Here is a 25,303-nt window from a genome sequence, read left to right as displayed (position 1 = left end):
GCGCCGTGCCCTCGTCCGCCGAGCCCAGAACCTCCTCCGCCACCGGAGGCGTCCAGTCCCTCGAGCGTGCCTTCGACCTGCTCGAGCGGATGGCCGACGCCGGCGGCGAGGTGGGACTGAGCGAGCTGGCCACGAGCAGCGGGCTGCCGCTGCCCACCATCCACCGGCTGATGCGCACCCTGGTCGCCAGCGGGTACGTCCGCCAGCAGCCCAACCGGCGGTACGCGCTCGGCCCCCGGCTGATCCGGCTCGGCGAGAGCTCAGCGCGGCTGCTGGGCCACTGGGCCCGGCCGTATCTGGCGCGCCTCGTGGAGGAGACCGGCGAGACGGCCAACATGGCGCTGCTGGACGGCGACGAGGTCGTCTACGTCGCCCAGGTGCCCTCGCGGCACTCCGTGCGGATGTTCACCGAGGTCGGCCGGCGGGTGCTGCCGCACACGACCGGCGTCGGCAAGGCGCTGCTCGCCCAGGCGCCGGACGAGGAGGTGCGGGCGATCCTGGCCCGTACGGGCATGCCGGCCGCGACCGAGAAGACGATCACGACGCCGGACGTCTTCGTCGACGCCCTCGCCCGGGTGCGCGCGTCGGGCTACGCGGTCGACGACAACGAGCAGGAGATCGGCGTCCGCTGCCTCGCCGTCCCCGTGCCCGACTCGCCGACGGCGGCGGCCATCTCCATCTCGGGCCCGGCGGGCCGGGTGACGGAGGAGGCGACCGAGCGGATCGTGCCGCTGCTCAAGGAGATCGCCACCGAGCTGTCCGCCGCGCTCGCGGCCTCGGCGCCGGCCGCGCCCCCGGCCTGATCACCCGCCGCTCCCCGCGCCGGCCGCGCCCGGCCCCTGGTCGTGGCGCTCCTCGTCCCGGCGCTCCACGTCGAAGCGCTCCACGGCCGCCCGTACCGCGCCGAGGGCCGGGGCCAGGGCGCTGACCGAGCCGACGGCCCCGGCCACCAGCAGCAGGGAGCGGCGCAGCCGGGACAGCTCCGGCTCGCCCGCGCCCGCCATCGCGTCGAGCGCGGCGAGCTCGTCCTCGGCGGCGTCCCGGTCGGGTAACCGGGCGGGGTGCGTGGCCAGCGCCCGGCGCAGCCGGTCGACCGCCGCGCTCAGCTCGGCCGCTCTCGGATCCCGCTCGCCGGGACGGTCCGTCAGCTCCTGTTCCACCACCACGGCGCCTTCCGCCACGACTCTCCCCCTGCTGCCCCACGCGCCCGCCCGGATCAGTTAACGCCACTTTCCGTGCGCCGCGCCACACGGAAAGCGAAATTCAGGGCCGGTCCTCACGGTCGGGTGACGAACGCGCGCTCGCCGCACACGCGGCGCCCGTTCGTGCGGTGCAATGAGGCATGCCTGTGACGACGGACACGAAGCCGACAGACGTCGTTCCCCCGGTGGCGGGGCTGCTGCTCGCGGCCGGCGGCGGCCGGCGGCTCGGCGGGCGCCCCAAGGCGCTCCTGGAACACGAGGGGCGCACGCTGGTGGAACGGGCGCTGGCCGTGCTGGAGGGGGCGGGGTGCGGGCCGCTGCACGTGGTGGTGGGCGCGGGGGCGCACGAGGTCCGTACGCGCTTGGCTCACCTGTCGTGCGCCGTGGTGCACAACCCGCGCTGGGCGGACGGCATGGGCTCGTCGCTGCGCGCCGGGCTGGCGTCCCTCGCCGGGACGGCGGCCGGTGCCGTCGTGGTGCTGCTGGTGGACCAGCCCGGGGTGGGCTCCCCGGCCGTGGCCCGGGTGCTGGCCGCGCACCGCGCCGGCGCCTCGCTCGTGGCGGCCGCGTACGGGGGCGAGCGCGGGCACCCGGTGCTGCTGGCCCGCCGGCACTGGGCGGGCGCCGCCCGGGCGGCCGAGGGGGACCGGGGCGCCCGCGCCTATCTGCGGGCGCACGCGGACGGCCTCAGGCTGGTGGAGTGCGGGGACGTGGCCGCGCCCGACGACATCGACACCCCGGCCGACCTCGGTCTGCTCGCGCCCCCGCCGCCGCCCGGCCGGAATCCTCCCCTCGCCCATTGATGTTCCGTCATAAGGAATCTATATTCCGGCTCACATCCGCCCCTGGCACCCCGTGCCACGGCCGTCGTCCCGGACGAGGAGTGACCCGCACATGCCCGCAGCAGCGCCGTCCCCGCTGACCGTCCTCGGTGCCCCCGTCGCACGGCAGGACGAGGTACTGACCGCCCCCGCCCTGGAGTTCCTCGCCGCCCTGCACGAACGGTTCACCCCGCGCCGCGACGAGCTGCTGGCCCGCCGTGCCGAGCGGCGCGCCGGGATCGCCCGCACCGGCACCCTCGACTTCCTCGCCGAGACCGCCCACATCCGCGAGGACCCGGACTGGCGGGTGGCCCCCGCACCGGCCGCCCTGGAGGACCGCCGCGTCGAGATCACCGGCCCCACCGACCGGAAGATGACCGTCAACGCGCTCAACTCCGGGGCCCGTGTCTGGCTCGCCGACTTCGAGGACGCCTCCTCCCCCACCTGGGAGAACGTCGTCCTCGGCCAGCTCAACCTGATCGACGCCTTCGCCCGCCGCATCGACTTCACCGGCCCCGGGGGCAAGACGTACGCCCTGCGGCCCGACCACGAGCTGGCCACCGTCGTCGTCCGGCCCCGCGGCTGGCACCTGGACGAGCGCCATCTCACCGCCGGCGGCCGCCCCGTCCCCGGGGCCCTGGTCGACTTCGGCCTCTACTTCTTCCACAACGCGCGCCGGCTCGCCGCGTCCGGCAAGGGCCCCTTCTTCTACCTGCCCAAGACCGAGTCGCACCTCGAGGCCCGGCTGTGGAACGACGTGTTCGTCTTCGCCCAGGAGCGGCTGGGCCTGCCGCACGGCACCGTCCGCGCCACCGTCCTCATCGAGACGATCACCGCCGCCTACGAGATGGAGGAGATCCTCTACGAGCTCCGCGACCACGCCTCCGGGCTCAACGCGGGCCGCTGGGACTACCTCTTCTCCCTCATCAAGAACTTCCGCGACGCCGGCGAGCGCTTCGTCCTGCCCGACCGCAACGCCGTCACGATGACCGTCCCCTTCATGCGCGCCTACACCGAACTCCTCGTGCGCACCTGCCACAAGCGCGGCGCCCACGCCATCGGCGGCATGGCCGCCTTCATCCCCTCCCGGCGCGACCCCGCCGTCAACGAGGCGGCGCTGGCGAAGGTCCGCGCCGACAAGGACCGCGAGGCGGCGGACGGCTTCGACGGCTCCTGGGTCGCCCACCCCGACCTCGTCCCGGTCGCCCGCGCCTCCTTCGACGCGGTCCTCGGCACCCGCCCGCACCAGAAGGACCGCCTCCGCGAGGACGTCCGCGTCACGGCCGCCCAGCTCATCGCCATCGAGGGGACCGGCGCCCGCCCCACCCTGGACGGCCTGGTCAACGCCGTGCGCGTCGGCCTGCGCTACATCGAGTCGTGGCTCCGCGGGCACGGCGCCGTCGCCATCTTCCACCTCATGGAGGACGCGGCGACGGCGGAGATCTCCCGCTCCCAGATCTGGCAGTGGGTGCACGCCGGCGTCGTCCTGGAGGGCGGCGAGAAGGCGACGGCCGCCCTCGTCCGCGAGATCGCCTCCCGCGAACTGGAGGCGCTGCGCGCCGAGTCGGGCGAGGAGGCGTACGCGGCCGGGCGCTGGCGGGAGGCGCACGACCTGCTGCTGAAGGTGGCGCTCGACGAGGAGTACGTCGAATTCCTGACGCTGCCGGCGTACGAGCGCCTGGAGGGCTGACGCCGCGTCGCCGTCACGCCGCGGCCACCGCCCCCACCGCCAGGAATCCGCAGATCAGCACCGCCAGGATCAGCAACAGCGGCCACACGAAGCGCAGGTAGCGGTCGTAGCCCACCTTCGCCAGCGACACCCCGCCGACGACCACCGCCGTCGTCGGCACCCACAGGTTCATCCAGCCGCTGGCGGCGGCCCAGGCCGTGACGGCGACGGAGCGCGGGACGCCCGCGAAGTCGGCGAGGGGGGCCTGGACGGGCATCGCGAGGGTGGCGTGCCCGGAGGAGGAGGGGATCAGGAAGGCCAGGGGGAGGTTGACGACGAAGACGAGGATGGCGAAGGCGGCCGCGGCGGTGCCGGCGACCGTGCTCTCGACGGCGTGGAGCACGGTGTCGGTGATCCGGGCGTTGTTCATGATGACGGTGATGCCCCGGGCGAGGACGATCGCCAGCGCCGGCGCGACGAAGTCCGCCGCCCCCTGGACGACCAGCCCGCTCAGCCGCCGCTCCCCGAGCCGGGCGACCACCCCGACCAGTACCGAGGCGGCCAGGAAGAGCGCGGCCAACTGCGCGAAGGACCAGTCGAGTTCCCAGCCGTAGGGGGCGGCGCCGGCCCGCCCCGTGAGCGCCTGCGCCCAGGGGATCACCGAGAAGACCATGAAGAGGAAGACCAGGGCGACCAGGACGAGCACGGCCTTCTGGAGTCCGGTGAGCGACGGCGGCTCCTCGGCCGCCGCCGCCAACTCCCGGTCCCCGGGCAGGAATCCGACGAGCGAACGCTCCGGGCGGGTGCGCACCCGGTGCGCGTACCGCACCACGTAGCCGATGGTGACGGCGGTCAGGACGAGCCACATCGCGAACCGCAGCGCGATCCCGTCCCCCAGCGAGACCCCCGCCGCCGACGAGGCCACCCCGGTGGCGAAGGGGTTGACCGTGGAGGCCAGCACCCCGACCCCCGCCCCGAGGACGATCGCCCCGGTGGCGACCATCCGGTCGTAGCCGAGGGCCAGCATCAGCGGGACGAGCAGGCCGTAGAAGCCGAGCGTCTCCTCGGCGAACCCCTCGACCGTGCCGAGCAGCGAGAAGACGGTCATGACGGCGGCGAGGAGCAGCGCGCCGCGGGTGCGCAGCCGGTGGGCGAGGCGCTCGATGCCGCGGTCGAGGGCGCCGGTGGCGAAGACGACGGTGATGAACGTGCCGATGGCCAGGACGAAGAGGAAGACGCCCGCGCTGCCGTAGAGCGCGCCCACCGCGTCCGGGGCCACCTGCCCGGTCGCCGCGTCGCGCACCCCGTAGAGCCCGTTGACGGGGGCGAGGAAGAGCTGGCCGAGGCGGTGGACGAGGTCGCCGGGGGCGGCGGCGTGGTGGTACGTGCCCCGGATCGGATCGCCGGCGGGGGTGCGCCGGTACGTGCCGGACGGGACGACGAAGGCGAGGGCCCAGACGACGACGGTCACGGCGGCCAGGACCGTGAGCGCGCTCGGGAAGACGAACTTCCGCTCCTTCGCGGCCTGTTCCTCCATGGTGGGGCACCTTTCATGGGAATGCCCCGCATTATCGCTACATCACCGGCTTCTCCTCGTCCGCCACGCGGGGCGCCGGCACCCCGGGGGCCGCCCGGTCCCGCCCGCGGCCGAGGTGGTGGAAGGCCAGGTTGAGCAGGACCGCGGTCAGGCACCCGGCGCTGACGCCCGAGTTCAGGACGGTGCGCAGGGTCTCGGGCACGGCCGCGGAGGCGTAGAAGGTGTGCGACACGACGGGGATCAGGCCGACGCCCAGGGAGACGGCGGCGATCAGCATGTTGTCGCCGCGCTCCAGACCGGCCCCGACGAGCACCCCGACCCCGCCGGCCGCGACGGTGCCGAAGAGCACGAGCCCCGCCCCGCCGAGCACCGGCTGCGGCACCAGCGCGACGAGCGACGCGAAGGCCGGGCTCAGGCCGAGGAGGGCGAACATCAGCCCGCAGACCGCGACGGTGAAGCGGCTGCGCACCCCGGTGAGCGCGACCAGCCCGATGTTCTGCGCGAAGGCGCTGTTGGCGAAGCCGTTGAAGAGGGGGCTCAGCGCGCTGCCGAGGGTGTCGGCGCGCAGTCCCCCGGCGATGGTCCGCTCGTCGGCGGGCCGGCCGACGATCTCGCCGAGCGCCATCATGTCGGCGGTGCTCTCGGTCATGCAGACCAGCATGAGGATGCACATGCTGAGCACGGCGGCGAGCTGGAGGTGCGGCGCCCCGAAGTGGAAGGGCGCGGGGAAGCCGACGAGGGCCGCGTGCCGGGTGACGCCGGTGTGCACGGCTCCGGCGGGGATGGCGAGCAGGGTGCCGGCGACGAGGCCGAGCAGGACCGCGATCTGCCGCGGGAAGCCGCGCAGCACCCGGCGCAGCAGCAGCACGATCGCCAGGGTCGCCCCCGCCAGGCCGAGGTTGGTGCCGGAGGCGGGCCGGTCCGGGTGACCGCCCTGGATCCAGCCGAAGGCGACGGGCAGCAGGCTCAGCCCGATCAGGGTGATGACCGTCCCGCTGACGACGGGCGGGAAGAAGCGGACGAGCCGGCCGAACCAGGGCGCGAGCAGGAAGCCGAGCACGCCCGCGACCATGACCGCCCCGTAGACGACGGGCAGCGCGTCGCGCCGGTCGGCCTGCTGGTCGGCGACGGCGAGGACGGGCGCGACGCCCGCGAAGGAGACGCCGTTGACGAACGGCAGCCGGGCGCCGACCTTCCAGAAGCCGATCGTCTGGAGGAGGGTGGCGAGGCCCGCGGTGAAGAGGGCGGCCCCGACGAGGAAGGTGACCTGGGCCGGGGGGAGCCCGACGGAGGCGCCGATGACCAGCGGCGGGGCGACGACGCCGGCGTAGCTGGCGGCGACGTGCTGGAGCCCCGTCGCCAGGAGCTTGCCGGGGCGGGGCACTTCGTCCACCGGATGCGCCGCGCGGCGCTGCCCGGTGGTCCTGGAGGCGGTGGCCACGAGGGGGGTTCCTCCCGTCAGGGGGTGGAGGGTGCGGGGCCGGGGCCCGCGCCCCGGCCCCGCGGTGGCCGAGGGCCGTCCCCCTCGGCCGGTCTGCGGCGGCGGTCCCGGCGGTGGCCCGGTCAGTCCCCGCCCGCGATCCGGGCGAGGCGGCGGGCCTCGGCGCGGGCGCGGCGGGCGATCGTGTCCTCGTCGGCGGTGAGCAGCCGGCCGTCCTCGACCACGGGGCGGCCGTTGACGAGGGAGAGGCTGACGGGGGCGGGCGGGCCGAGGACGAGGGCCGCGACGGGGTCGGCGACGGTCGAGTGCCCCAGCCCGTCGAGCCGCCACAGCACCAGGTCGGCGAGCTTGCCGCGCTCCAGGGACCCGAGGTCGTCCGCCCGGCCGAGGACCCGGGCCCCGCCGTACGTCCCCATCCGCAGCGCCTGACGGACCGTCAACGCTGCGGCCCCGCCCGCGAGTCGGTGGACGAGGAGGGCGTTGCGCAGCTCGGTGTGGAGTTCGCCGGTCTCGTTGGAGGCGGTGCCGTCCACCCCGAGGCCGACGGGGACGCCGGCCGCGAGGAGGGCGGGGACGGGGGCGGTGCCGGCGGCGATGCGGGCGTTGGAGGAGGGGCAGTGGGCGACGCCGGTGCCGGTGCGGGCGAAGGCGGCGATGTCGGCGTCGTCCATGTGGATGCAGTGGGCCATCCACACGTCGTCGCCGAGCCAGCCGGTCGAGTCGAGGTAGCCGGTGGGGCCCGTGCCGAACCGCTCCTCGCAGAAGCGCTCCTCCTCGACGGTCTCCGAGCCGTGGGTGTGCAGCCGCACGCCCTTGCGGCGGGCCAGTTCGGCCGCCTCGCGCAGGAGCCGGGTGGTGACGGAGAACGGCGAGCAGGGCGCGACGCCGACGCGCAGCATGGAGCCGGGGGACGGGTCGTGGTGGGTGTCGATCGCCGCCTCGGTGGCGGCGAGCGCCTCGTCGGTGGTCTCGACGGCGAAGTCCGGCGGCAGCCCGCCGTCGGAGGCGCCGAGGTCCATCGACCCGCGGGTGGGGTGGAAGCGGACGCCGAGTTCGCGGGCGGCGCGGATCTCGGCGCCGAGCAGGTCGCCGGCGCCGCGCGGGAAGACGTAGTGGTGGTCGGCGGCCGTGGTGACGCCGCCGCGCGCCATCATGGCGAGGGAGGCGCGCGCCGCCTCGTACACCATCGGTTCGTCGATGCGGGCCCAGACCGGGTAGAGGGCGGTGAGCCAGTCGAACAGGGCGGAGTTCTGGGCGAGTCCGCGGGTGAGCCACTGGTAGAAGTGGTGGTGGGTGTTGACCAGGCCGGGGGTGGCGAGGTGGCCGGTGGCGTCGATGCGCCGGACGACGCCCTCCAGCGGTCCGGGCGCGGGGCCGGGGCCGACGGACTCGATGCGGTTGCCCGCGATCACCAGGTGCCCGGAGGCGTGTTCGGTGTCGTGGGGATCGACGGTGGCGACGGCGCAGTTCTCGATGACGGTGCGCTCGATGACGGGCGGTGCGGTCACGGTGGTTCCTTCGACGGCGCGGTGGGGGATCAGGGACGGGCCGGTTCCACCGGTATGCGCGGCTGCGCTCCGTCGCGCAGCACGGTGGCCTCGATGAGGCCGTAGGGCCGGTCGGCCGCGTGGTAGACCTCGTTGTCGTTCTCCAGGCCGAACGGCTCCAGGTCGACGAGGAAGTGGTGCTTGTTGGGCAGGGACAGGCGTATCTCCTCGACGTCCGGGAGGCGTTCGACGACGCGGGCGCCCATCGCGTAGAGCGTCTGCTGGAGCGAGTAGGAGTACGTCCCGGCGAAGGCGTGGAGCAGCTGCTCGCGGGCGAGGGCGTGCGCGGCGTCCCAGTCGACGTCCGTCCCGGCGTACCGCCAGCGGGCGTTGACCTCGGTGGCGAGGACGCGGTCGCGCGTCTCGGGGAGGGTGGTGTAGCGGTCCTTGACGTAGCCGTGGAACTCGGAGGCGGTGGAGTTGAGCACCACGAGCCCGGTGAGCCCCGAGACGACCTCCCCTCCCGCGCCGTCGTGGACGACCTCGGCCGTCCGCGCCTCCCGGCCGGCCCGGACGAAGGAGTGGCGGGCCGGGCCGGCGTCCGGGGCCTCGATCCGGTCCCAGACGTACTCCTCGACGTGGATCCGGGCCGAGCGGATCGGCTCCTGGCTGGTGACGAAGTGGCGGGCGAGCCGGAGGGCGAACTCCTCGGCGGAGGCGACGCCGTGCTCCTTGGCGAAGGCGAAGACGGTGTTCTTGGTGGCGTCCGTGGTGAGGACGTTGGCGTTGGAACCCGTGAGGTGGACGTCGTCCATGTCGCCGGAGAGGGCCACGGAGACGTTGAGGTCCTTGATGTGGTGGGTGGTGCCCTCGCGGGTGATCCTCACGACGCGGGTCTCGGCCTTGCCGTACTGGTTCTGGCCGAGCACCGCCCGGCGGGGTCCTGCGGTCATGGGCGTGCTAGCTCCCTCGGTAGACGGAGTAGCCGAAGGGGCTGAGCAGCAGCGGCAGATGGTGGTGCTCCCCCGCGGCGACGGCGATCACGGCCGTCACCTCGGGGAAGAACGCCGCTCCTCCGGCCTGTTCGCGGGTCAGGTGGCGCTCGGTCCCGAACCGCAGCCGCGCGTGGGTGGCGTCCGCCGGGAGCGGCGGCAGTCCGGTGCAGCGCCCGTCGGTGTCGGTGGCCGCCGCGCCGAGCTCCCGCCAGGGGCCCGCGCCGGTGCGCACGGCGAGGCCGACGGGGATCCCGGCGGCGGGCCGGCCGGCGGCGGTGTCCAGGACGTGGGTGGAGACGGTGGCGGCGTCCGCGTCGACGAGGGCGGCCAGCCGCCGCCGGTTGATCCTCGCCAACTCGGCCCGCACGGCCTCGCGTTCGCGCTCGGGCGGGTGGGAGATCCTGCGGCGGACGGCGTCCAGCAGCTCCTCGGCGGACAGCCCGTCGGCGCAGACGAGGAAGACGTGCCCGAACTTCTCCTGGTAGGCGAGGTTCAGCCCGAGCATCTCGGCCCGCAGGTCGTCGGGCGCGCCGGCCATGCCGCGCTGTTCGCGGGCCGAGCGGGCGTCGCCGGGGGCGGGGCGGCCGATCGGCGGGTGGGCGGCCAGCGCCTCCGCGAGGTCCGCCGCGTCCAGCGCCTCGACCGCCGCGTCGGAGGCGGCGAGGAGCGCCCGGACGTCGGGGTAGGGGCGGCGGTCCAGCAGGGCGCCGGCCCAGGTGGTGCTCGCGCAGATCTCCAGCAGCGCGGTACGGGCCGCCTCACGCTCCAGGGCGTTGAACCGGGCCGTGCCCGCCGTCGAACTCGAAGACACGGGTACCTCCGTGGTGCTTCTCGTCGCACTCGACCGAGCTGCGGGACAGCTAACGCCTTCGCGAACACGACGTCAACACTTTGTTGAAAACACCGTGTTACGCGTCCGCGCCGACGGGTCGGCGGCCGCCTACCGCTCGCGGTTGAGGTAGTTGTAGATCGTGAAGCGGCTCACCCCGAGGGCCGCGGCCACCGTCTCCACCCCGTGCCGCAGGGCGAAGGCACCGCGCGCCTCCAGTCCGCGCACGAGCAACTGCTTCTCCTTGCGGTCGAGTCGGGCGAGCGGCATGCCGTGCCGGTGCTCCAGCTCGCCGAGGATGCGGTCCAGGGACTCGGACAGCCGCGGCAGCCGGACGGCCACGGCCTCGCGCCCCTCCCAGGAGAGCACCACGTCGCCGTCCTCCGCCTGGCCGGGGTCGAGCATCCGCCCGCCCACGGCGGCCACCAGCGGCGCGACCGCCGCGCGGAACCGCTCCGTCCCGTCCGCGCTCACGCGCCGCCCTCGCCGACGACGTTCACCTGGAGCGAGACCCGGGTGGCGCCCGCCCCTATCGCACGGCGCAGCAGGTCGCCGACGGCCGACAGCACGGCGTCGGCGCCGCCCTCCGCGGTGTTGCCGAACGGGCCGACGTCCACGGAGTCCAGACCGGCCCCCTGGACGACCTCGCGCGCGACGACGGCGTGCGGCGGTGCCTGCTCCAAGTCGAACGGCTCCGTGGTGAATTCCACTCTCAGGCGCATGTGCCCACGGTATCGCCGGAGCGTCAAGTGACGTTGAACACCTTGCCGGTTCTGTGGCATTACATCCATCATTGTATTGGCCAACGATTTAACTGCCGCCGTTTCCGGATCTCCTGCGAGACGTCCCGAATGGTCCGTACCTCCGACGCCGAGGCCGACCCGCACCCGAGACCCCGGGCACCGCTGCTCCGGATCGTGGTCCGCGGCGACCCCCGACTTCCCCGCCGCGCACAGCAGTTCCCTACCGCACACGGCGATGACGGAGGACGATGTGACCCCACCCGCGTTACCCGACCACCGCCCCGCGACGGCGCCCCGCCCGGCCCCGTCCCCCCTCCCCCTCCCCGGCCGCAGGGCGGCGGTCCTCACCGAACGGCTCGTCCCGGACGACCTGTGGCTGCTGGCCCGCACGGCCATCCCGGCGGCGCCCAGACGCCCCCAGGGCGGCGGCCAGCCCCGGGCCGACGACCGCGACGTCCTGGCCGCCATCGTGTTCCTGGCCGGCTCCGGGTGCAGCTGGCGCCAGCTCCCGCCGGTCTTCGGGGCGTCCTGGCAGACCGTGCACCGCCGGTTCACCGAGTGGACGCACGCCGGCCTGTGGGACACCCTCTGCGCGGCCACCGCCGACCGCCACGGCGCCCCCCTGCGCGCCGACTGGACCCGGACCGTCTGCCATCACATCCGCAAACGGGCCGGACTGCCGTGCACGGCCGGCGCGCCGCCCCGCGGCGACCGCTCCTCCCCCGCCCCGGGGGACTGACCCTCCCGCCGCCGGCGCGGGCGCCCGCCCCGCCCCGCCGGCGCGCGAACACGACGAACGGCCCGCCGGGCAGCGCAGGACGCCGCCCGGCGGGCCGTTCGCGCCGTACGGGCCACGCGCCCGGCCCTTGACACCCGCGCGGGCCACGGGCACCCTCCCTTCCACTGCACGGATTTGACTTTCCGTTATATGGAAAATATTGGAAGGAGCCCACCGTGGCCCTCCCCGATCCCCGTCTCGCGCTGAACCTGTCGCTCCTGTTCACCGAACTCCCGCTGCTCGAACGGCCCGCCGCCGCGGCCGCCGCCGGCTTCCGCGCCGTGGAGCTCTGGTGGCCCTGGCCGGACGACCCCGCTCCCCCGCCCGCCGAACTCGACGCCCTGCGCGCCGCGTTGAAGGAAGCCGGCACCGAGCTCGTCGGCCTCAACCTCTACGCCGGCCGGCTCCCCGGCCCCGACCGCGGGGCCCTGTCCCTCCCGGGCCCGGAGTCCGCCCGCTTCCGCGCCAACCTGCCCGTCGCCGCGGACTTCGCGGCCTCCATGGGCTGCCCGGCCCTCAACGCCCTCTACGGCAACCGCCTCCCCGGCGTGGCCCCCGAGGACCAGGACGCGCTCGCGCTGGAGAACCTCGTCCTGGCCGCCCGCGCCGCGCACCGGGCCGGCGCCCGGCTGCTGATCGAGGCCCTCAACTCCGCGGAGTCCCCGGACTATCCACTGGTCACCGCCGACGCCGCCGTCGCCCTCGCGGACCGGGTCAACGCGGCCACCGGCCTCGGCAACACCGCCTTCCTCATGGACCTCTACCACCTCGCCCGCGGCGGCGCCGACCTCGCCGGCGTCATCGACCGGTACGCCGGGGCCACCGGCCACGTCCAGTTCGCCGACTGCCCGGGACGCGGCGCCCCCGGCACCGGCGCGCTCGACCTCGCCGCCCTGGCCGCCCGCCTCCGCGCGGCCGGCTACGAGGGCTGGATCGCCCTGGAGTACCGTCCCGCGGGCCCCGCCGCCGACGGCCTGGCCCGGCTCCGCGCGACGGGCCCCGCGCACCAGGGAGGAACACGATGACCCCGCTCCCCCGCGTCGCCTGGATCGGCCTCGGCGTCATGGGCTCGCCCATGGCCGAGAACCTGCTCCGGGCCGGCTACCCGGTCACCGGGTACACCCTCGAACAGCACAAGCTCGACCGGCTCGCCGCGCACGGCGGCGTCCCCGCCCCGTCCGCCGCCGAGGCGGCCCGGAACGCTGACGTGATCGTCACCATGCTCCCCGCCGACGCCGACGTGACGGCCGTCGCCCACGGCCCCGACGGGATCCTGGACCGGGCCCGGCCCGGCGCGCTGCTCATCGACATGTCGACGGTCGCGCCCGGCACGGCCGTCGCTCTCGCCGCCGCCGGGGCGGAGCACGGTCTGCGGGTGCTCGACGCACCGGTCTCCGGCGGCGAGGCCGGGGCCGTCGAGGGCTCGCTGTCGGTCATGGCCGGCGGCCGGGCCGAGGACGTCGAGGCCGCCCGCCCCCTCTTCGAGGTGCTCGGCGGCACCGTCGTCCACTGCGGGCCGCACGGCGCCGGGCAGACCGTCAAGGCCGCCAACCAACTGATCGTCGCCGCCGGCCTCCAGGCGTGCGCCGAGGCGGTCGTCCTCCTGGAGCGCTCCGGCGTGGACGTCGACGCCGCGCTCGACGTCATCGGCGGCGGACTCGCCGCGTCCGCCGTCCTCACCCGCAAGCGCCGCAACTTCCTCGACCGCGACTTCACCCCCGGCTTCCGCATCGACCTGCACCACAAGGACATGGGCATCGTCACCGCCGCCGCCCGCGAGGCCCGGTTGACGCTCCCCCTGGCCGAACTGGCGGCCCGGCTGATCGCCGAGGCCCGGGAGCGGGGCGACGGCGGACTCGACCACTCCGCGCTGCTGCGCGGCGTCGAACGGGCGGCGGCGTCATGAGGGCCGCCCGGATCCCCGCCATGAGCGCGGCCGTCCACGTCCTCAAGGACGAGGGCGTCGACATCGCCTTCGGCTGCCCCGGCGCCGCCAACCTCCCGCTCTACCGGGCGCTGGAGGCCGACGGCGGCATCGAGCACCTCGTCGTCCGCCACGAGACGGCCGCGGCCCACATGGCCGACGGCTGGGCCCGCACCAACGGCCGCGTCGGCGTCGCCCTCGCCACCTCCGGGCCCGCCGCCACCAACCTCGTCACCGGCCTGTACACCGCGTACGCCGACTCGGTGCCCCTGGTCTGCCTCACCGGCCAGGCGGTCTCCGCCAAGCTCCACCAGGAGGCGTTCCAGGCCGTGGACATCGCGGCCGTCGCCGCGCCCGTCACCAAGTGGTCCGTCCAGGTCAAGGAGGCGGCGCAGCTCCCCTGGATCCTCCGCGAGGCGTTCCGCACCGCGCGCGAGGGCCGCCCGGGGCCCGTGCTCGTCGACATCCCGCTGGACGTGGCCCGGCGCGAGATCCGCTACGACCCGGAGGCCGGCACCCGGCTGCCCCTCCGCCCCTGCCCGCCGCACGGCCCCTCCGTCGAGGCCGCCCTCGACCTGCTGCTCGCCGCCGAACGGCCGCTGCTCCTGGCCGGCGGCGGGGTGATCCTGGCGGACGCGGCGGACGAACTCCGCGCGCTGGTCGAGGAGCTGGACCTTCCCTTCCAGGTGACCCTGATGGGCAAGGGCGCCGTCGAGGACGACCACCGGCTCAACATGGGGACCACCGGCATCCAGACGTCCCAGCGGTACGCCAACGCCTCGTTCCTGGAGGCCGACTTCGTCCTCGCCGTCGGCGCCCGCTTCGGCGACCGCCACACCGGAGGGGACCTCTCCGTCTACCGCGGCGACCGCGTCTTCGTCCACGTGGACGTCGAACCCGCCCAGCTGGGCCGGGTGATCGAACCGGACCTCGGCATCGTCGCCGACGCCCGCGCCTTCCTCGCCGCACTGCGCGCCGCGGCCGCCGCCCGCGCCGCCCGGCCCGCCATCGGCGCGTGGCGCGCCCGCTGCGCCGAGCTCAAGCGGACGCTGGTGCGCCGCGAGGACTTCGACACCGTCCCCGTCAAGGCGCCCCGCGTCTACAAGGAGCTCAACGAGCTGCTGGACGAGGACGCCTACGTCGTCACCGCCATCGGGCTCTACCAGATCTGGGGCGGCCAGCACCAGAAGGCCCACCGGCCCCGCCACTACCAGGTCTGCGGCCAGGCGGGCCCGCTCGGCTGGGAGCTCCCGGCGGCCATCGGCGTGCGCAAGGCGCTGGAGGGCATGGGACGCGGGGACGCCGACGTGATCGCGGTCGTCGGCGACTACGGCTTCCAGTACACCGTCGAGGAGCTGGCCGTCGCCGCCCAGTACGACATCCCCCTCGTACTGGTCATGCTCAACAACGAGTACCTGGGCCTGATCCGCCAGGCGTCCCTCGGCTACGGCATGAACTACCAGGTGGACATCCACTACGACGCGACCGGCACCGACCACGTCCGGATCGTCGAGGCGTACGGCGGGTCGGCGCGCCGCGTGGTCGATCCGGCCGGCATCCGGCCCGCGCTGGAGTGGGCGCGCGAGCGCGCCGCCGCGACCTCGCGCCCCGCCCTCGTCGAGATCATGATCGAGCGCGAGGCCAACACCCCGCACGGGCCGGACATCGACCGCGTCCGCGAGGTCGAGGACTCCTGACGCGGCCCCCGAGCGTCCGGACGGCGGCGCCCGTTCTGCCGTGTTCGCGCCGAGGAGCCGCCGTCCGGACTTCCCGTTCCGCCATTCGCGCCCCCGGCGGCGTCCGCATCGTGGACTATGGAGTGCCCAGTCCTACGGACCTGTTCGCTGGAGCCCGACCATGGCCAAGAGCGTCCCGGTGCCCTGCCCGACGTGCGGCAGGGAGCACCCCTTCACCCCGCCCACCTATCCGTGCGCCTGTGGCGCGCCCCTCACGCTGCCCGTCGCGCCGGGCGCCGCACCGCAGTTGCTCGGCCACCGCTCCTGGCAGGAGAGCTGGGTCGCCGTGCGCTGCCCGGGCTGCGGCCGCCAGGGGCAGTGGCCCCGGCCGGAGTTCGACTGCGTCTGCGGCGCCGTCCTCCAACTCCCCGTCGAGAACCCGCCCTCGGCGTCCGCCGGGACGCGCCCCGCCGCCCGCCGCGCCACCCGTTCCGCCTTCCGCCCGGTCGCGATCCGCACCGAGCGGGACGCGGTGACCGCCGCGCAGCGCTATCTGCGCTGGCTCGGCCACGCCCATGTGCAGCGCCCGGCGCACCGCGCCTCCGGCGGCGGTGTCGTCGACCTGCTGGCGGCCGGCCTCGTCGTCCGGGTGGACCCCACGACGCTGCCCACGACCGTGCGCGACATCGAGTGCCTGTGGCTGTACGCGCTGACCGACGACGCCACCGGCGTCTGCTTCTCGCTCGCCGGCTACACCACCGAGGCCCGGGTGCGGGCGGACGGCCTGGGCGTGCCCCTGTTCGTCATGGACCTCACGGGGACGCCGAGAGCGCTCAACGACGGCGCCGAGGAGATGGTGCGGGGGCGGTGAACGGCCCCTCCCCTCAGCCGCGTTGCTCCGCGACCCGCGACAGTGCGATCACGCTCGCCACCGTCTCGGCCGCCTCCAGCTTCCACGCCTCCAGGGCGTCCTTGCCGGAGGTGACCACGTCGTCGAAGAACCCCGTCCGGCCGGCGGCCGGGCCTCCGGAGGGGCCGGAGGGCTTGGCGGGCTTGGAGAGCACACCCAGGAACGCGGCGGCTCGGAGGGTCATTACGGCGACATTGCGCATGAAGTACCTCTAATCCGCTCATCGGCTGAGACACATCACGACTTGCCCTGGGCACTCTCGCGACATGCCCCGTGTCCCCCGGTGTCACTCGCACGGGGAGAGCACACAGATACGAAAACGTTTCCCCGTACGGAAATTCGGGGACCCCACCCAGGCACTTGCTCCACGGTGAGCATCCCCGGCCCCCCGGCCCGCCGAAACGATCGATCCGACACTTCACTCAACAGCGGGAAATACCGGACAGGTTGTTCATTTTCCCCCGGGGGACCGCACGACCGGCCGGCGGCCCGCGCCGTCCGGTCGTGCCGCCCGCCGGGGCGGTGGCGCGGGCCGCCGCCGTCAGCGGGTCCAGCCCAGCTCGCGCGAGAGCAGCAGCTCGTGTTCGGTCAACGGCTCGTGCGGGACGAGGCGTTCGGGATGGCCGGGGGGCGGGGGCACGGGGCGGGGGCGGTCGTCGGCGGTCTCGGCGGGGAGCGGGCCCACCCAGAAGAGGCCGAGGGCGACCAGGCCCCGCCAGATCAGCGCGCCCAGCGGTCTCATCGAGGCTTGCGGCCGATCGCCAGGGTGTCGGGCCGGCTCACCGGCACGGTGTCCACCTCGGTGAAGCCGGCCGCGGCCAGCCACTCCCGGCACTCGGACGGGGTGTACTCCCGCCCGCCGTCCGAGGTCAGCAGCATGTTGAGGCTGCCCAGCAGGCTGAGCGGGGCGCCCTTGCGCTCGTCGTCGATCATCCGGTCGTAGACGAGCACCGCTCCCCCGGGGTTGAGCGCCTCGAAGACCCGGGCCAGGAGGTCGCGCCGCTGTCCGGCGTCGAAGTAGTGGAGGATGTGGCCGATCACGAAGACGTCCGTGCGCGGGAGCTCGTCGCGGAAGAAGTCGCCCGCGGCGAAGTCCACTTGGCCGGCCATGCCGAGCGCGTCCAGGTGCTCCCGGAAGAACGGCTCCATCTGCGGCAGGTCGAAGCAGGTGGCGGTCAGATGGGGGTGGGCGCGGCGGAGCGTCGCCGCCAGGTTGCCGCGCGCCCCGCCGAGGTCGGCGAAGGAGCCGTACCGCGCCCAGTCCACCACCTCGGCGAGGCTGCGGGCGACGCCGCTGTTGACGGCGTCCATGGCGCCGAGGAAGCCGCGGGCCGCCTCGGGGTCGTCGTATCCGCCGAAGAAGCTGCCCCGGGAGGGGACTTGCTTCGTCCCGGTGCGCAGCGCCTCGGTGAGGTTCTGCCAGACGGGGAAGAGCTTGGTGTCGGCGAGGCGCGCGTAGCCGCCGACGTATCCCGGCTTGCGGCGGTCCAGGTAGCGGTCGGCCTCGGGGCTGTTGCGGTAGACGCCGTCCTCGCGGCCGAGCAGCCCCAGCGACACCAGGGCGTCGAGGAAGTCGGCGGCGCCGCGCGGGTGGATGCCGGCGGCGCCGCACAGCTCCTCGGCGTTCATCGGCTTCTCGGCGAGGAGGGTGAAGACGTCCAGCTCGACGGCGCTGATGAGCGCCCGCGACCCGTAGAAGGCCATGGTCAGCTGGAGGATCTCGCCGGGCCCCCGGACGTCCGTCCGGTTCTCTGTCGTCGTCTGCGTCGTCATCGTCTGCCTGTTCTCTGCGGTGCGGGGTGAGGTGGGTGGGGGCCGCCGCGGCCGTCCCGTCCGTGTGCGGGACGGCCGCGGCGGTGCCGGCGGCGAAGGCCGGCCAGTGGCGGAGGTCAGCCGGCGGCGACGGGGCGGAGCTCCAGCGTGGTCCAGCTGAGCCCCGGCTCGTTGGCGAGCTCGAAGCCCGTCTCGGCGAACAGCTCCCGCCATTCGGCCAGGGTCCGCTCGCGGCCGCCGAAGAGGACGAGCATGTCGATGTCGAGGAGCTTGGCGTGGTCCCACTCGTTCTGCGGGGCCATGACCTGGTCGAAGATCAGGACGCGGGCGTCGCCGTCCCCGATCGTCCGCCGGACCTTGTGCAGCACGGCCCGCGTCCGGTCGTCGGACCAGTTGTGCAGGACGCCCTTGAAGAAGTAGGCGTCGCACCCGGTGGGGATCGGGTCCGTGAAGAAGTCGCCGGGCACCACGGTGACGCGGTCGGAGACCCCGGCCTCCGCCAGCACCGGGCCCGACGAGGAGGTGACCCGCGGCAGGTCCATGAGCACGCCCGTGGCCCGCGGGTTGCGCCGGAGCATCTGCGCGAGGAACCAGCCGTCGCCGCCGCCGAGGTCGGCCACCCGGGAGAACCGTTCCATGCCCTTCTCGGCGAGGCCCGTGCCGACGAGGCGGCGGCTCCAGTGCGCCATGAAGCGCTCGAAGAACTCCCCGGCCTCGGGGGTCGACTCCAGGTAGTCGAAGAACGGCATCCCGAAGGCCTGCCCGAAGGCGGGCTCCCCGGTGCGCACGCTGTGCAGGATCTTCTCGTACGGCTGCCAGGTGAGCGCCATGTTGTTGTACTTCACCAGCGGCAGGACGCCGTCGGGGTTGTCGGACCGCAGGCCCTCCGAGAGCGGGGTGTGGGAGAAGGTCCGCACCGGGCCCTCCGCGAAGACCCCGACCGCGGCGGCGCTGCGCAGGATCCGGTAGAGGGACAGCTCGTGCGCGCCGGTCTCATCGGCCAGCGCCGCGACGGTCCGCGGGCCGCCGGCGAGCCGGTCGGCCACCCCGAGCTCGACGAGCGCGTGGACGATCCTGGCGAGCCGGCCGCTGCCGGCCAGGAGCAGCAGCTGCTGCTCGTGCAGGTCGGTGGGGAACGGGGAGGCGGCGGCCGTGCGCTGCTCGCGGTGCCGCTGCTCGACGACCTCCTTGATGCGGGCCATGTTGACCCGGGTCGCCGCGTTGAGGTGCTCGGTCATCCGCTCGTTGTCGAAGGGCGCTTCGGGCTTCATGTCGAACTCCTGGACCCAGCGCATCTCGGTGCCCTGCCCGGTGGTCCGGTAGGTCCAGCGCAGGTTCATGTACTGGAAGGGGCCGGTGTCGATGCGGTGGGCGTCGACGGTGTAGGTCTCCTTGCGGGGGGTGCGGCGGGAGACCCACTCCCAGACGTTCCCCCGCTCGTCCGGGCGGGTCTTGAGGCGGAAGTCGAATCCGTCGCCGTCCCGGCGGAGGATCTCCGTCTCGGCGTACTCGGCGAAGAGTTCGGGCCACGACTCGACGTCGTTCGTCATGTCCCACACGAGGTCGAGGGGAGCGTCGATCACTACGGAATTGTCGGTACGCGCTGCCATGTCAGGCTGCCACCTCGGAGCTGTCGGTGCGGTCGGCGTCGGTGCGGTCCGCGTCGGAGCGGACGGCTTCGTTGAGGAGCCGGAGGGTGATGCGCGGGGTCTCCATCTCGGTCTCGGAGACGGTGGCCCCGAACTCCTCCTGGAGGCGCGCGGAGATCTCCAGCAGCGCGAGCGAGTCGTAGCCGAGCTCCTCGAACGTCACGTCGAGGATGTCGCCGTCGAGGTCGAACTCGTCGGAGTCCCCCGCGCATTCCCTGATGACGGTGACCAGCCGGTCGAGGGTGATTTCAGACATCGTGCAACTCCTGTGGTCTTCCTTGTTGTTGCGTCACGGGCGCGGCCGGCCCTCAGGCGTCGTGCCGCTGGACGACGAGGGCCGAGTTGAACCCGCCGGCCCCGCGGGCGATCACCAGCGCGGAGCGGACCGGCATCTCCCGGGGCGAGCCGAGCACCAGGTCCAGGGCGGGGCCGGTGGCGGGCTCGGTGGTGCCGACGGTGGGCGGGACGACGGAGTCCCGGATGGACAGCAGGGCGGTCGCGGTGTCCAGCGCCGCGCCCCCGGCGTAGAGGCGGCCGGTCATGGTCTTGGGCGCGGTGACGGGGACGCCGCCGGGGCCGAACACCTCGGCCAGCGCCTCGGCCTCCGCCCGGTCCAGGGCCGGCACCCCGGCCGCGTCGGCGAACACCACGTCGATGGCGCCGGGTTCGAGCCCGGCCGCGTCGAGGGCGCCCCGGACGGCCCGGGCGAGGCCGGGCGGGCGGCCCGAGCCCGGCCGGGGGTCGAAGGTCGAGGCGTGGCCGGCGATCCGTCCGTAGACACGGCCGGCGCCCCGCGCGGAGGCGGTGTCCTCCTTCTCGACGACCAGGACCGCGCCGCCCTCGCCGGGGACGTACCCGCAGGCGCGGCGGTCGAAGGGAAGGTAGGCGCGGTGGGGCTCGGGAACCTCGCTCAGCAGCCCGCCGGGGAGCTGGGCGACCAGGCCCCACGGGCAGACGGACGCCTCGAACCCGCCGGTCAGCGCGGCGTCGATGGTGTCCTGGCCGAGCAGGCGCACCGCGTGGGCGGCGGCGTCGAGCGCGCCGGCCTGTTCGCCGACGAAGACGGAGCTGTGCCCCTTCATGCCGTTGCGGATCGAGATCTGCCCGGTGTTGACCGCGTAGAACCAGGCGAAGGACTGGTAGGCGCTGACCTTGGCGGGCCCGGTCCCCCAGAGCTTCTCCAGCTCCCGCTGGCCGAACTCGAATCCGCCGGACGCGCTGGCCGTCAGCACGCCGAGGCGGAACGCGTCCGTGGCGTCCGGCCGGAGCCCCGCGTCGGCGAGGGCCCAGTCGGCGGCGACGAGCGCGTGCTGTGTCATGCGGTCGGTCTGCGGCAGCAGCCGCTTGGGCAGGTGGGCGGCGGCGTCGAAGTCGAGCACCTCACCGGCCACCGTCACCGGGTAGCCGTGCGGGTCGAACCGCTTGATGACGTCGATGCCGCTCTCGCCGGCCAGCGTCGCCGCCCAGTACTCCTCCGTGCCGAGGCCGTTGGGCGCCACGACGCCGAGGCCCGTCACGACGTTCGCCGTCGCTGTGCTCATCACGCGACCTCCGCCGGCTTGGTGAGGACCGCGGCGCTCTGGAACCCGCCGAAGCCGCTGCCGACGCTGAGGACCGTGTCCACCCGCCGCTCGCGCGCCACGTTGGGCACGTAGTCCAGATCGCACTCGGGGTCGGGTTCCGCGTAGTTGGCGGTGGGCGGGATCACTCCGTGCTCGATGGCCAGGGCCGAGGCCGCCAGCTCCAGGGAGCCGATGGCCCCCAGCGAGTGGCCGATCATCGACTTGATGGAGCTGACCGGCACCTCGTAGGCCCGCTGCCCGAAGCTCCGCTTGAACGCCGCCGTCTCGTGGCGGTCGTTCTGCCGGGTGCCCGAGCCGTGGGCGTTGATGTAGTGGAGGTCGCCGCCCGTGCGGCGGGCCTGCCGCATGGCGGCGTCGATGGCCTCCGACATCTCCCGCCCGTCCGGCCGCAGTCCGGTCATGTGGTACGCGTTCGACCGGGTCGCGAAGCCGCTGATCTCCGCGTACGCGTGCGCCCCCCGCCGGCGCGCCGCCGCCGCCTCCTCCAGGACGAACACGGCCGCGCCCTCCGCGAGGACGAAGCCGTCGCGGTCGCGGTCGAAGGGCCGGGAGGCCCCGGCCGGATCGTCGTTGTTCGCCGACGTCGCCTTGATGGCGTCGAAACACGCCACGGTGATCGGCGAGACGGGGGCGTCGGTGGCGCCGCACACGACCACGTCGGCGCGGCCGTCGCGGATGAGCTCGGTGCCGTAGCCGACCGCGTCGAGCCCCGAGGTGCAGCCCGTCGAGACGACGGTGACCGGTCCCTCGGCGCCCACCTCCCAGGCGACCTCCCGGGAGATCGAGGTGGGGGTGAAGTAGTCGAAGAGCTGCGGCACCGCGAGGGTGTGGTCCACGAGCCACTCCGCACCGCCCCGGCTGACCCGCTCGTACTCGCGGTCCAGGCTCGTGGAGCAGCCGACGGCGGTGCCGATGCTCACCCCGGTCCGCTCGGGGTCCAGGTCGCCGGCCGCGAGCCCGCTGTCCGCGAGGGCCTCGCGGGCGCAGGCGACGGCGAACTGGGTGGCCCGGTCGTACGTGGCGATCTGCTCGGCGGAGAAGCCCTCGGCCACCGGGTCGAAGTCGACCTCCCCCGCGATGCGGGAGCGGAACGGCGTCGGGTCGAACAGCGAGATGGTCCGGGTGGCGGTGCGCCCGGCGGTGAGCAGCTCCCAGAAGGCGCGCTTGCCGACGCCGCCCGGGGCGCGCACCCCGATGCCCGTGACGACCACGCTCTTCGGCGCGGATCCCGTCATCTCAGCCACCCACCTTCGGCGGTCCGTCCTGCGGGTGCGGTACCGGCTCCGTGTCGACGTGGCCGAGTTCCGGCCGCGGCGCGAGCGGGGCGATCTGGAAGACGATCCGCGCCTCCTCGTCGCCGGTGTTCTCGAAGCGGTGCCGCTGGCCGCGCGTGACGAACAGCGCCTCGTCCCGCTCCACGGTGACCGGCTCGCCGTTGACGGTGACCGTCACCGAACCGGACACCACGTAGAGGTACTTGTCCGAGAACGGGTGGTAGATCTCCGTGACGGTCTCGCCGGGGGCCAGTTCCATGTGCCCCATGAATCCGGACGTCGCCCCCACCGACGCGGGGGTCAGCAGCGCCCGCGTGCTGCCTCCCTGCCGGCGGCTCGGCGTCACGCCCGCCAGGGCGACCTTGGCTGCCGTTGCCATGTCTCCCCCTTACTCCGCGGTCCAGCTGTAGAAGACCTCGGCCTTGGAGTCCTTGAGCTCCCGCCAGTCGGTCGCGTACGGGGTGAGGAACCGCCCCACGCGCTCGTTGACCTCCTGGAAGAGCGGGTTGCTGCGCGCCTGGTAGAGGCGCTCCATGATGTCGTCGTCGGCCTCGATGAGGTGCATGTACAGGTCGTGGAAGCGGAACAGCGTCCGGCGCTTCACACCGATCTCGTGCGGCAGGGACGACGTGTCGTGCTCGGCGAAGGCGGCCGCCACGTGCTCGGCGTCCTCCGGGTCCATGCGCAGGACCATCAACGCGCGGTAGGCCACGGTCAGTTGCCCCCTTCGCCGACGCCGCGGAACGTGCGGGCCACGTCGCAGGAGATCTGCCGCGGCTGCGAGACGGAGCGGCAGAAGGCGAAGTGCTCCTCGAGCCGCGGATCCGCGTGCATGGCGCGGAAGTCGGCCTCGGAGCGCCACTGGGCGTAGTTGACGACGTGCCTGCCGTCGTGACCGAGGTGGAAGTTGGCCGAGACGAAACCGGGCATGTGCCGGATGAGGTCCTCGGTCACCTGGGCCAGGTGGTCGCAGAGCCTCTGCTGGTTCTCGGGTTCGACCGTGAACACGTTGACGAGCGTGAAGAGTTCGCCGTCCGGGGAGATGGAAACCATGGGGTGATCCCTTTCGGGGTTCGTGCGTGAGCGGTGCCGGCCGCTCAGGGGCGGGCGAGGATCCGGTCCAGCGCGTCCTGGAGGGCGCCGTGCGCGTCCTCCGGCGCGCTGTCCGCCCGCCAGGCGACGAAGTCGTCGGGCCGGACGAGGAGGGCGCCGTCCCGGGACAGTCCGGTGACAGCGGTGAAGTCGCCGTCCGCGAGGACGTGGCAGCTCAGCGGGATGCCGGTGGCCGCCGTGACCTTCTCGGCCGCGGCCGCCCACTCGTCCCCGTCGGGGCCCGTGAGCAGGACGAACGTGGTGTCGCTGAGGTCGACCGTCGAGACCCGCCCGCCGTCGCGCTCCAGCCAGACGTGGGGCACCCGGGCGCCGGGCCGGCCGGTGAGGTCGTGCTCCGTGGGGATGGGCTCCGGATAGCCCGGGCCGAGGACGGCGTCGGAGGTGTAGCGGTAGCCCGTCGACACCAGCGTCGCCTCCCGCAGGGCGCGGCGCAGCTCCTCCGAGTCGTTCAGGCGCCAGGTGTGGCGGATCCACGCCTGGTCGGCCACGGCGGCGCCGATCGGGCGCCGCTCCTGCTCGTAGGTGTCGAGCAGCGCCTCGCCCGCCTCGCCGCGGAGCACGGCGGCCAGCTTCCAGGCGAGGTTGTGGGCGTCCTGGATGCCGCCGTTGGCGCCGAAGGCGCCGGCCGGCGGGTGGACGTGGGCGGCGTCGCCGGCGAGGAAGACGCGGCCGCTGCGGTAGGCGTCGGCGTTGTTGTGCGACATCTCCCAGGGCCGGGCCATCTGGACCTCGATCTCCAGGTCCGGGATGCCGGTGGCGGTGCGGATGATCTGCGCGCAGCGCTCCTCGGTGAACTCCTCGGCGCGGGTCTCGCGCGGGTCGTAGAAGAACCCGAAGATCCAGCGCTCCTCGTCGAAGAGCTGGAGCACGGCCGGGACGTCGGGCATCTGGAGGACGCCGGGCTCGTCGGGGTTGGGCAGGTAGCAGATGACGAAGCGGCGGCCGCGGACGGTCTCCTTGAGGTCCGCCTTGAACAGGACGCTCATGGCGCAGCCGACGGTGCCGTGGCCCTGGCGGGTGATCCCGAGGCTCTCGCGGACCGGGCTGCGCACGCCGTCCGCGGCGATGAGGTACTGCGCCCGGACCGTGCTGGTCCGGCCGGTCCCGCGGTCGGTGACGGTGGCCGTGACCCCGTTCTCGTCGGCCGAGAAGGAGTCCATCACGGTGTTGAAGGTGATGTGTGCCCCGCGCCGGACGGCCTCGTCGCGCAGGATGGGTTCCAGGCGGTCCTGGCCGCACCAGTAGGGCTTGGTGGGGCTGAGGTGGCCGACGTCGAGGGACGGCTCCTCGACGACGACGGCGTTCTCCAGGTCGCCGAGGCCGTTGGAGCGGATCACCACCCAGGGGATCTGGTTGGCCGGCTGGCCGAGTTCGCGCCAGCGGGCGCCCTCGATGAGCTTGGGCCCGCGCTCGACAATGGTCTGCTCCAGGCCGACGTCGCGCAGGAGCTCCATGGTGCGGGAGCTGATGCCGGACGCGCGGGTCAGGATCGTCGTGCCCTTGTGCCGCTCGACCAGACGACAGTCGATGCCGTGCTGGCTGAGAAACATCGCTGCGGACAGGCCGGTGAGGCCGCCGCCCACGATCAGGACCGGTACTTCTTGGACGTCTTCAACAGTCAAGGTCTGCTCCCGGAGTGAGGGGTGATGGAGGCGTGAGGGGCCGGCTACGCCTGGCCGATGACCGTCGGCAGAGGCGTTCGGGCTGGTCACGGACGGAGGAATGGCGCTGGGCCGGAAGAGGGGCCCCGCCGTGCGCGGCGGGGGCCGACGAGCCGCCGACCCGACGGACGGGCCCGGGGGTGCCCTCTCCCCAGGGGTTCGGGCGGCCCATCGACCCGTCGGAACTCGGCCACCAAAGATGATCACTCCGGGGCCGCCCCGTCAACCCCCCGGGAGC

27 protein-coding genes are annotated in these 25,303 nt (G+C 74.1%); 8 read left to right on the top strand and 19 right to left on the bottom strand.

Annotation, left to right across the window (positions count from 1 at the left end; genetic code table 11):
- The first annotated feature begins 5 nt into the window (after nt 1-5).
- The gene (locus tag AC230_RS01810) at nt 6-803 is read left to right on the top strand and encodes an IclR family transcriptional regulator (RefSeq protein WP_049714141.1); all 798 of its coding nucleotides are present in this window, start codon (nt 6-8) and stop codon (nt 801-803) included.
- Here the strand turns inward: AC230_RS01810 and AC230_RS01805 are convergent, their stop codons facing one another.
- Complete coding sequence (locus tag AC230_RS01805) at nt 804-1,181, bottom strand: DUF5955 family protein (RefSeq protein ID WP_241833039.1); 378 nt, start codon at nt 1,179-1,181, stop codon at nt 804-806.
- 167 nt (nt 1,182-1,348) lie between these two features.
- Here AC230_RS01805 and AC230_RS01800 point away from each other — a divergent pair, with 167 nt between their 5' ends.
- A complete protein-coding gene (locus tag AC230_RS01800; RefSeq protein ID WP_422125548.1) occupies nt 1,349-2,005 on the top strand; it encodes a nucleotidyltransferase family protein in 657 nt (218 codons plus the stop codon).
- A gap of 91 nt (nt 2,006-2,096) precedes the next feature.
- A complete protein-coding gene (aceB, locus tag AC230_RS01795; RefSeq protein WP_049714139.1) occupies nt 2,097-3,713 on the top strand; it encodes a malate synthase A in 1,617 nt (538 codons plus the stop codon).
- 13 nt (nt 3,714-3,726) lie between these two features.
- On the opposite strand, the gene AC230_RS01790 is transcribed toward aceB, so the two are convergent.
- From AC230_RS01790 to AC230_RS01760, 7 genes are all read right to left on the bottom strand, one after another.
- A complete protein-coding gene (locus AC230_RS01790) occupies nt 3,727-5,229 on the bottom strand; it encodes a YfcC family protein (RefSeq protein ID WP_049714138.1) in 1,503 nt (500 codons plus the stop codon).
- A 37-nt stretch (nt 5,230-5,266) separates the two neighbouring features.
- A complete protein-coding gene (locus AC230_RS01785) occupies nt 5,267-6,670 on the bottom strand; it encodes a nucleobase:cation symporter-2 family protein (protein ID WP_049714137.1) in 1,404 nt (467 codons plus the stop codon).
- A gap of 122 nt (nt 6,671-6,792) precedes the next feature.
- Entirely contained in the window at nt 6,793-8,178 is a 1,386-nt protein-coding gene (locus AC230_RS01780; protein WP_049714136.1) for an 8-oxoguanine deaminase, read from the bottom strand.
- A 29-nt stretch (nt 8,179-8,207) separates the two neighbouring features.
- The gene (gene pucL, locus AC230_RS01775) at nt 8,208-9,110 is read right to left on the bottom strand and encodes a factor-independent urate hydroxylase (RefSeq protein ID WP_049714135.1); all 903 of its coding nucleotides are present in this window, start codon (nt 9,108-9,110) and stop codon (nt 8,208-8,210) included.
- 7 nt (nt 9,111-9,117) lie between these two features.
- The gene (uraD, locus tag AC230_RS30545) at nt 9,118-9,963 is read right to left on the bottom strand and encodes a 2-oxo-4-hydroxy-4-carboxy-5-ureidoimidazoline decarboxylase (protein WP_078870872.1); all 846 of its coding nucleotides are present in this window, start codon (nt 9,961-9,963) and stop codon (nt 9,118-9,120) included.
- 129 nt (nt 9,964-10,092) lie between these two features.
- On the bottom strand, nt 10,093-10,455 hold the full coding sequence (locus AC230_RS01765) for a helix-turn-helix domain-containing protein (RefSeq protein ID WP_049714134.1): 363 nt from the start codon (nt 10,453-10,455) through the stop codon (nt 10,093-10,095).
- Nucleotides 10,452-10,703, bottom strand: a complete 252-nt coding sequence (locus AC230_RS01760; protein WP_078870871.1) for a YkoF family thiamine-binding protein — start codon at nt 10,701-10,703, stop codon at nt 10,452-10,454. Before AC230_RS01760 ends, AC230_RS01765 begins: the two co-directional genes overlap by 4 nt.
- A 256-nt stretch (nt 10,704-10,959) precedes the next feature.
- Here AC230_RS01760 and AC230_RS31700 point away from each other — a divergent pair, with 256 nt between their 5' ends.
- From AC230_RS31700 to AC230_RS01735, 5 genes are all read left to right on the top strand, one after another.
- Entirely contained in the window at nt 10,960-11,463 is a 504-nt protein-coding gene (locus tag AC230_RS31700) for a transposase (protein ID WP_107082035.1), read from the top strand.
- Nucleotides 11,464-11,678: 215 nt separating this feature from the next.
- Nucleotides 11,679-12,527, top strand: a complete 849-nt coding sequence (locus tag AC230_RS01750) for a TIM barrel protein (RefSeq protein WP_049714132.1) — start codon at nt 11,679-11,681, stop codon at nt 12,525-12,527.
- A complete protein-coding gene (locus AC230_RS01745) occupies nt 12,524-13,408 on the top strand; it encodes a 2-hydroxy-3-oxopropionate reductase (RefSeq protein ID WP_049714131.1) in 885 nt (294 codons plus the stop codon). The genes AC230_RS01750 and AC230_RS01745 overlap by 4 nt, the downstream gene beginning before the upstream one ends.
- Nucleotides 13,405-15,123, top strand: a complete 1,719-nt coding sequence (gene gcl / locus AC230_RS01740; RefSeq protein WP_078870870.1) for a glyoxylate carboligase — start codon at nt 13,405-13,407, stop codon at nt 15,121-15,123. The genes AC230_RS01745 and gcl overlap by 4 nt, the downstream gene beginning before the upstream one ends.
- Before the next feature lie 160 nt (nt 15,124-15,283).
- Nucleotides 15,284-15,973 (top strand): hypothetical protein, encoded by a 690-nt coding sequence (locus AC230_RS01735; RefSeq protein WP_049714129.1) that lies wholly within the window; start codon nt 15,284-15,286, stop codon nt 15,971-15,973.
- 13 nt (nt 15,974-15,986) lie between these two features.
- Here AC230_RS01735 and AC230_RS01730 read toward each other — a convergent pair whose 3' ends face one another.
- From AC230_RS01730 to AC230_RS01675, 11 genes are all read right to left on the bottom strand, one after another.
- Nucleotides 15,987-16,196: a hypothetical protein gene (locus tag AC230_RS01730; protein ID WP_049714128.1), complete on the bottom strand. Its 210-nt coding sequence runs from the start codon at nt 16,194-16,196 to the stop codon at nt 15,987-15,989.
- 357 nt (nt 16,197-16,553) lie between these two features.
- Nucleotides 16,554-16,754 (bottom strand): DUF6059 family protein, encoded by a 201-nt coding sequence (locus tag AC230_RS01725; RefSeq protein ID WP_049714127.1) that lies wholly within the window; start codon nt 16,752-16,754, stop codon nt 16,554-16,556.
- Nucleotides 16,751-17,785 carry a methyltransferase gene (locus AC230_RS01720; RefSeq protein WP_049714126.1) on the bottom strand — a complete coding sequence of 345 codons (1,035 nt, stop codon included), beginning with the start codon at nt 17,783-17,785 and terminating at the stop codon, nt 16,751-16,753. The genes AC230_RS01725 and AC230_RS01720 overlap by 4 nt, the downstream gene beginning before the upstream one ends.
- A 116-nt stretch (nt 17,786-17,901) precedes the next feature.
- Nucleotides 17,902-19,368, bottom strand: a complete 1,467-nt coding sequence (locus AC230_RS34450) for a methyltransferase (RefSeq protein WP_338399775.1) — start codon at nt 19,366-19,368, stop codon at nt 17,902-17,904.
- 28 nt (nt 19,369-19,396) lie between these two features.
- Complete coding sequence (locus AC230_RS01705; RefSeq protein WP_049714125.1) at nt 19,397-19,690, bottom strand: acyl carrier protein; 294 nt, start codon at nt 19,688-19,690, stop codon at nt 19,397-19,399.
- Nucleotides 19,691-19,742: 52 nt separating this feature from the next.
- A complete protein-coding gene (locus tag AC230_RS01700) occupies nt 19,743-20,975 on the bottom strand; it encodes a ketosynthase chain-length factor (protein ID WP_049714124.1) in 1,233 nt (410 codons plus the stop codon).
- Nucleotides 20,975-22,252, bottom strand: a complete 1,278-nt coding sequence (locus tag AC230_RS01695; protein WP_049714123.1) for a beta-ketoacyl-[acyl-carrier-protein] synthase family protein — start codon at nt 22,250-22,252, stop codon at nt 20,975-20,977. Before AC230_RS01695 ends, AC230_RS01700 begins: the two co-directional genes overlap by 1 nt.
- Before the next feature lies 1 nt (nt 22,253).
- A complete protein-coding gene (locus tag AC230_RS01690) occupies nt 22,254-22,670 on the bottom strand; it encodes a cupin domain-containing protein (protein ID WP_049714122.1) in 417 nt (138 codons plus the stop codon).
- A gap of 9 nt (nt 22,671-22,679) precedes the next feature.
- A complete protein-coding gene (locus AC230_RS01685) occupies nt 22,680-23,003 on the bottom strand; it encodes a TcmI family type II polyketide cyclase (protein WP_049714121.1) in 324 nt (107 codons plus the stop codon).
- Nucleotides 23,004-23,005: 2 nt separating this feature from the next.
- A complete protein-coding gene (locus tag AC230_RS01680; RefSeq protein WP_049714120.1) occupies nt 23,006-23,344 on the bottom strand; it encodes an antibiotic biosynthesis monooxygenase family protein in 339 nt (112 codons plus the stop codon).
- Nucleotides 23,345-23,388: 44 nt separating this feature from the next.
- The gene (locus tag AC230_RS01675) at nt 23,389-25,026 is read right to left on the bottom strand and encodes an FAD-dependent oxidoreductase (protein ID WP_049714119.1); all 1,638 of its coding nucleotides are present in this window, start codon (nt 25,024-25,026) and stop codon (nt 23,389-23,391) included.
- Between the last annotated feature and the right edge of the window lie 277 nt (nt 25,027-25,303).

The sequence above is a fragment of the Streptomyces caatingaensis genome (assembly GCF_001187435.1).
Lineage (GTDB): Bacteria > Actinomycetota > Actinomycetes > Streptomycetales > Streptomycetaceae > Streptomyces > Streptomyces caatingaensis.
The sequence above is the reverse complement of the archived record's forward strand: the minus strand, read 5'-3'. Positions and strand labels throughout refer to the sequence as shown.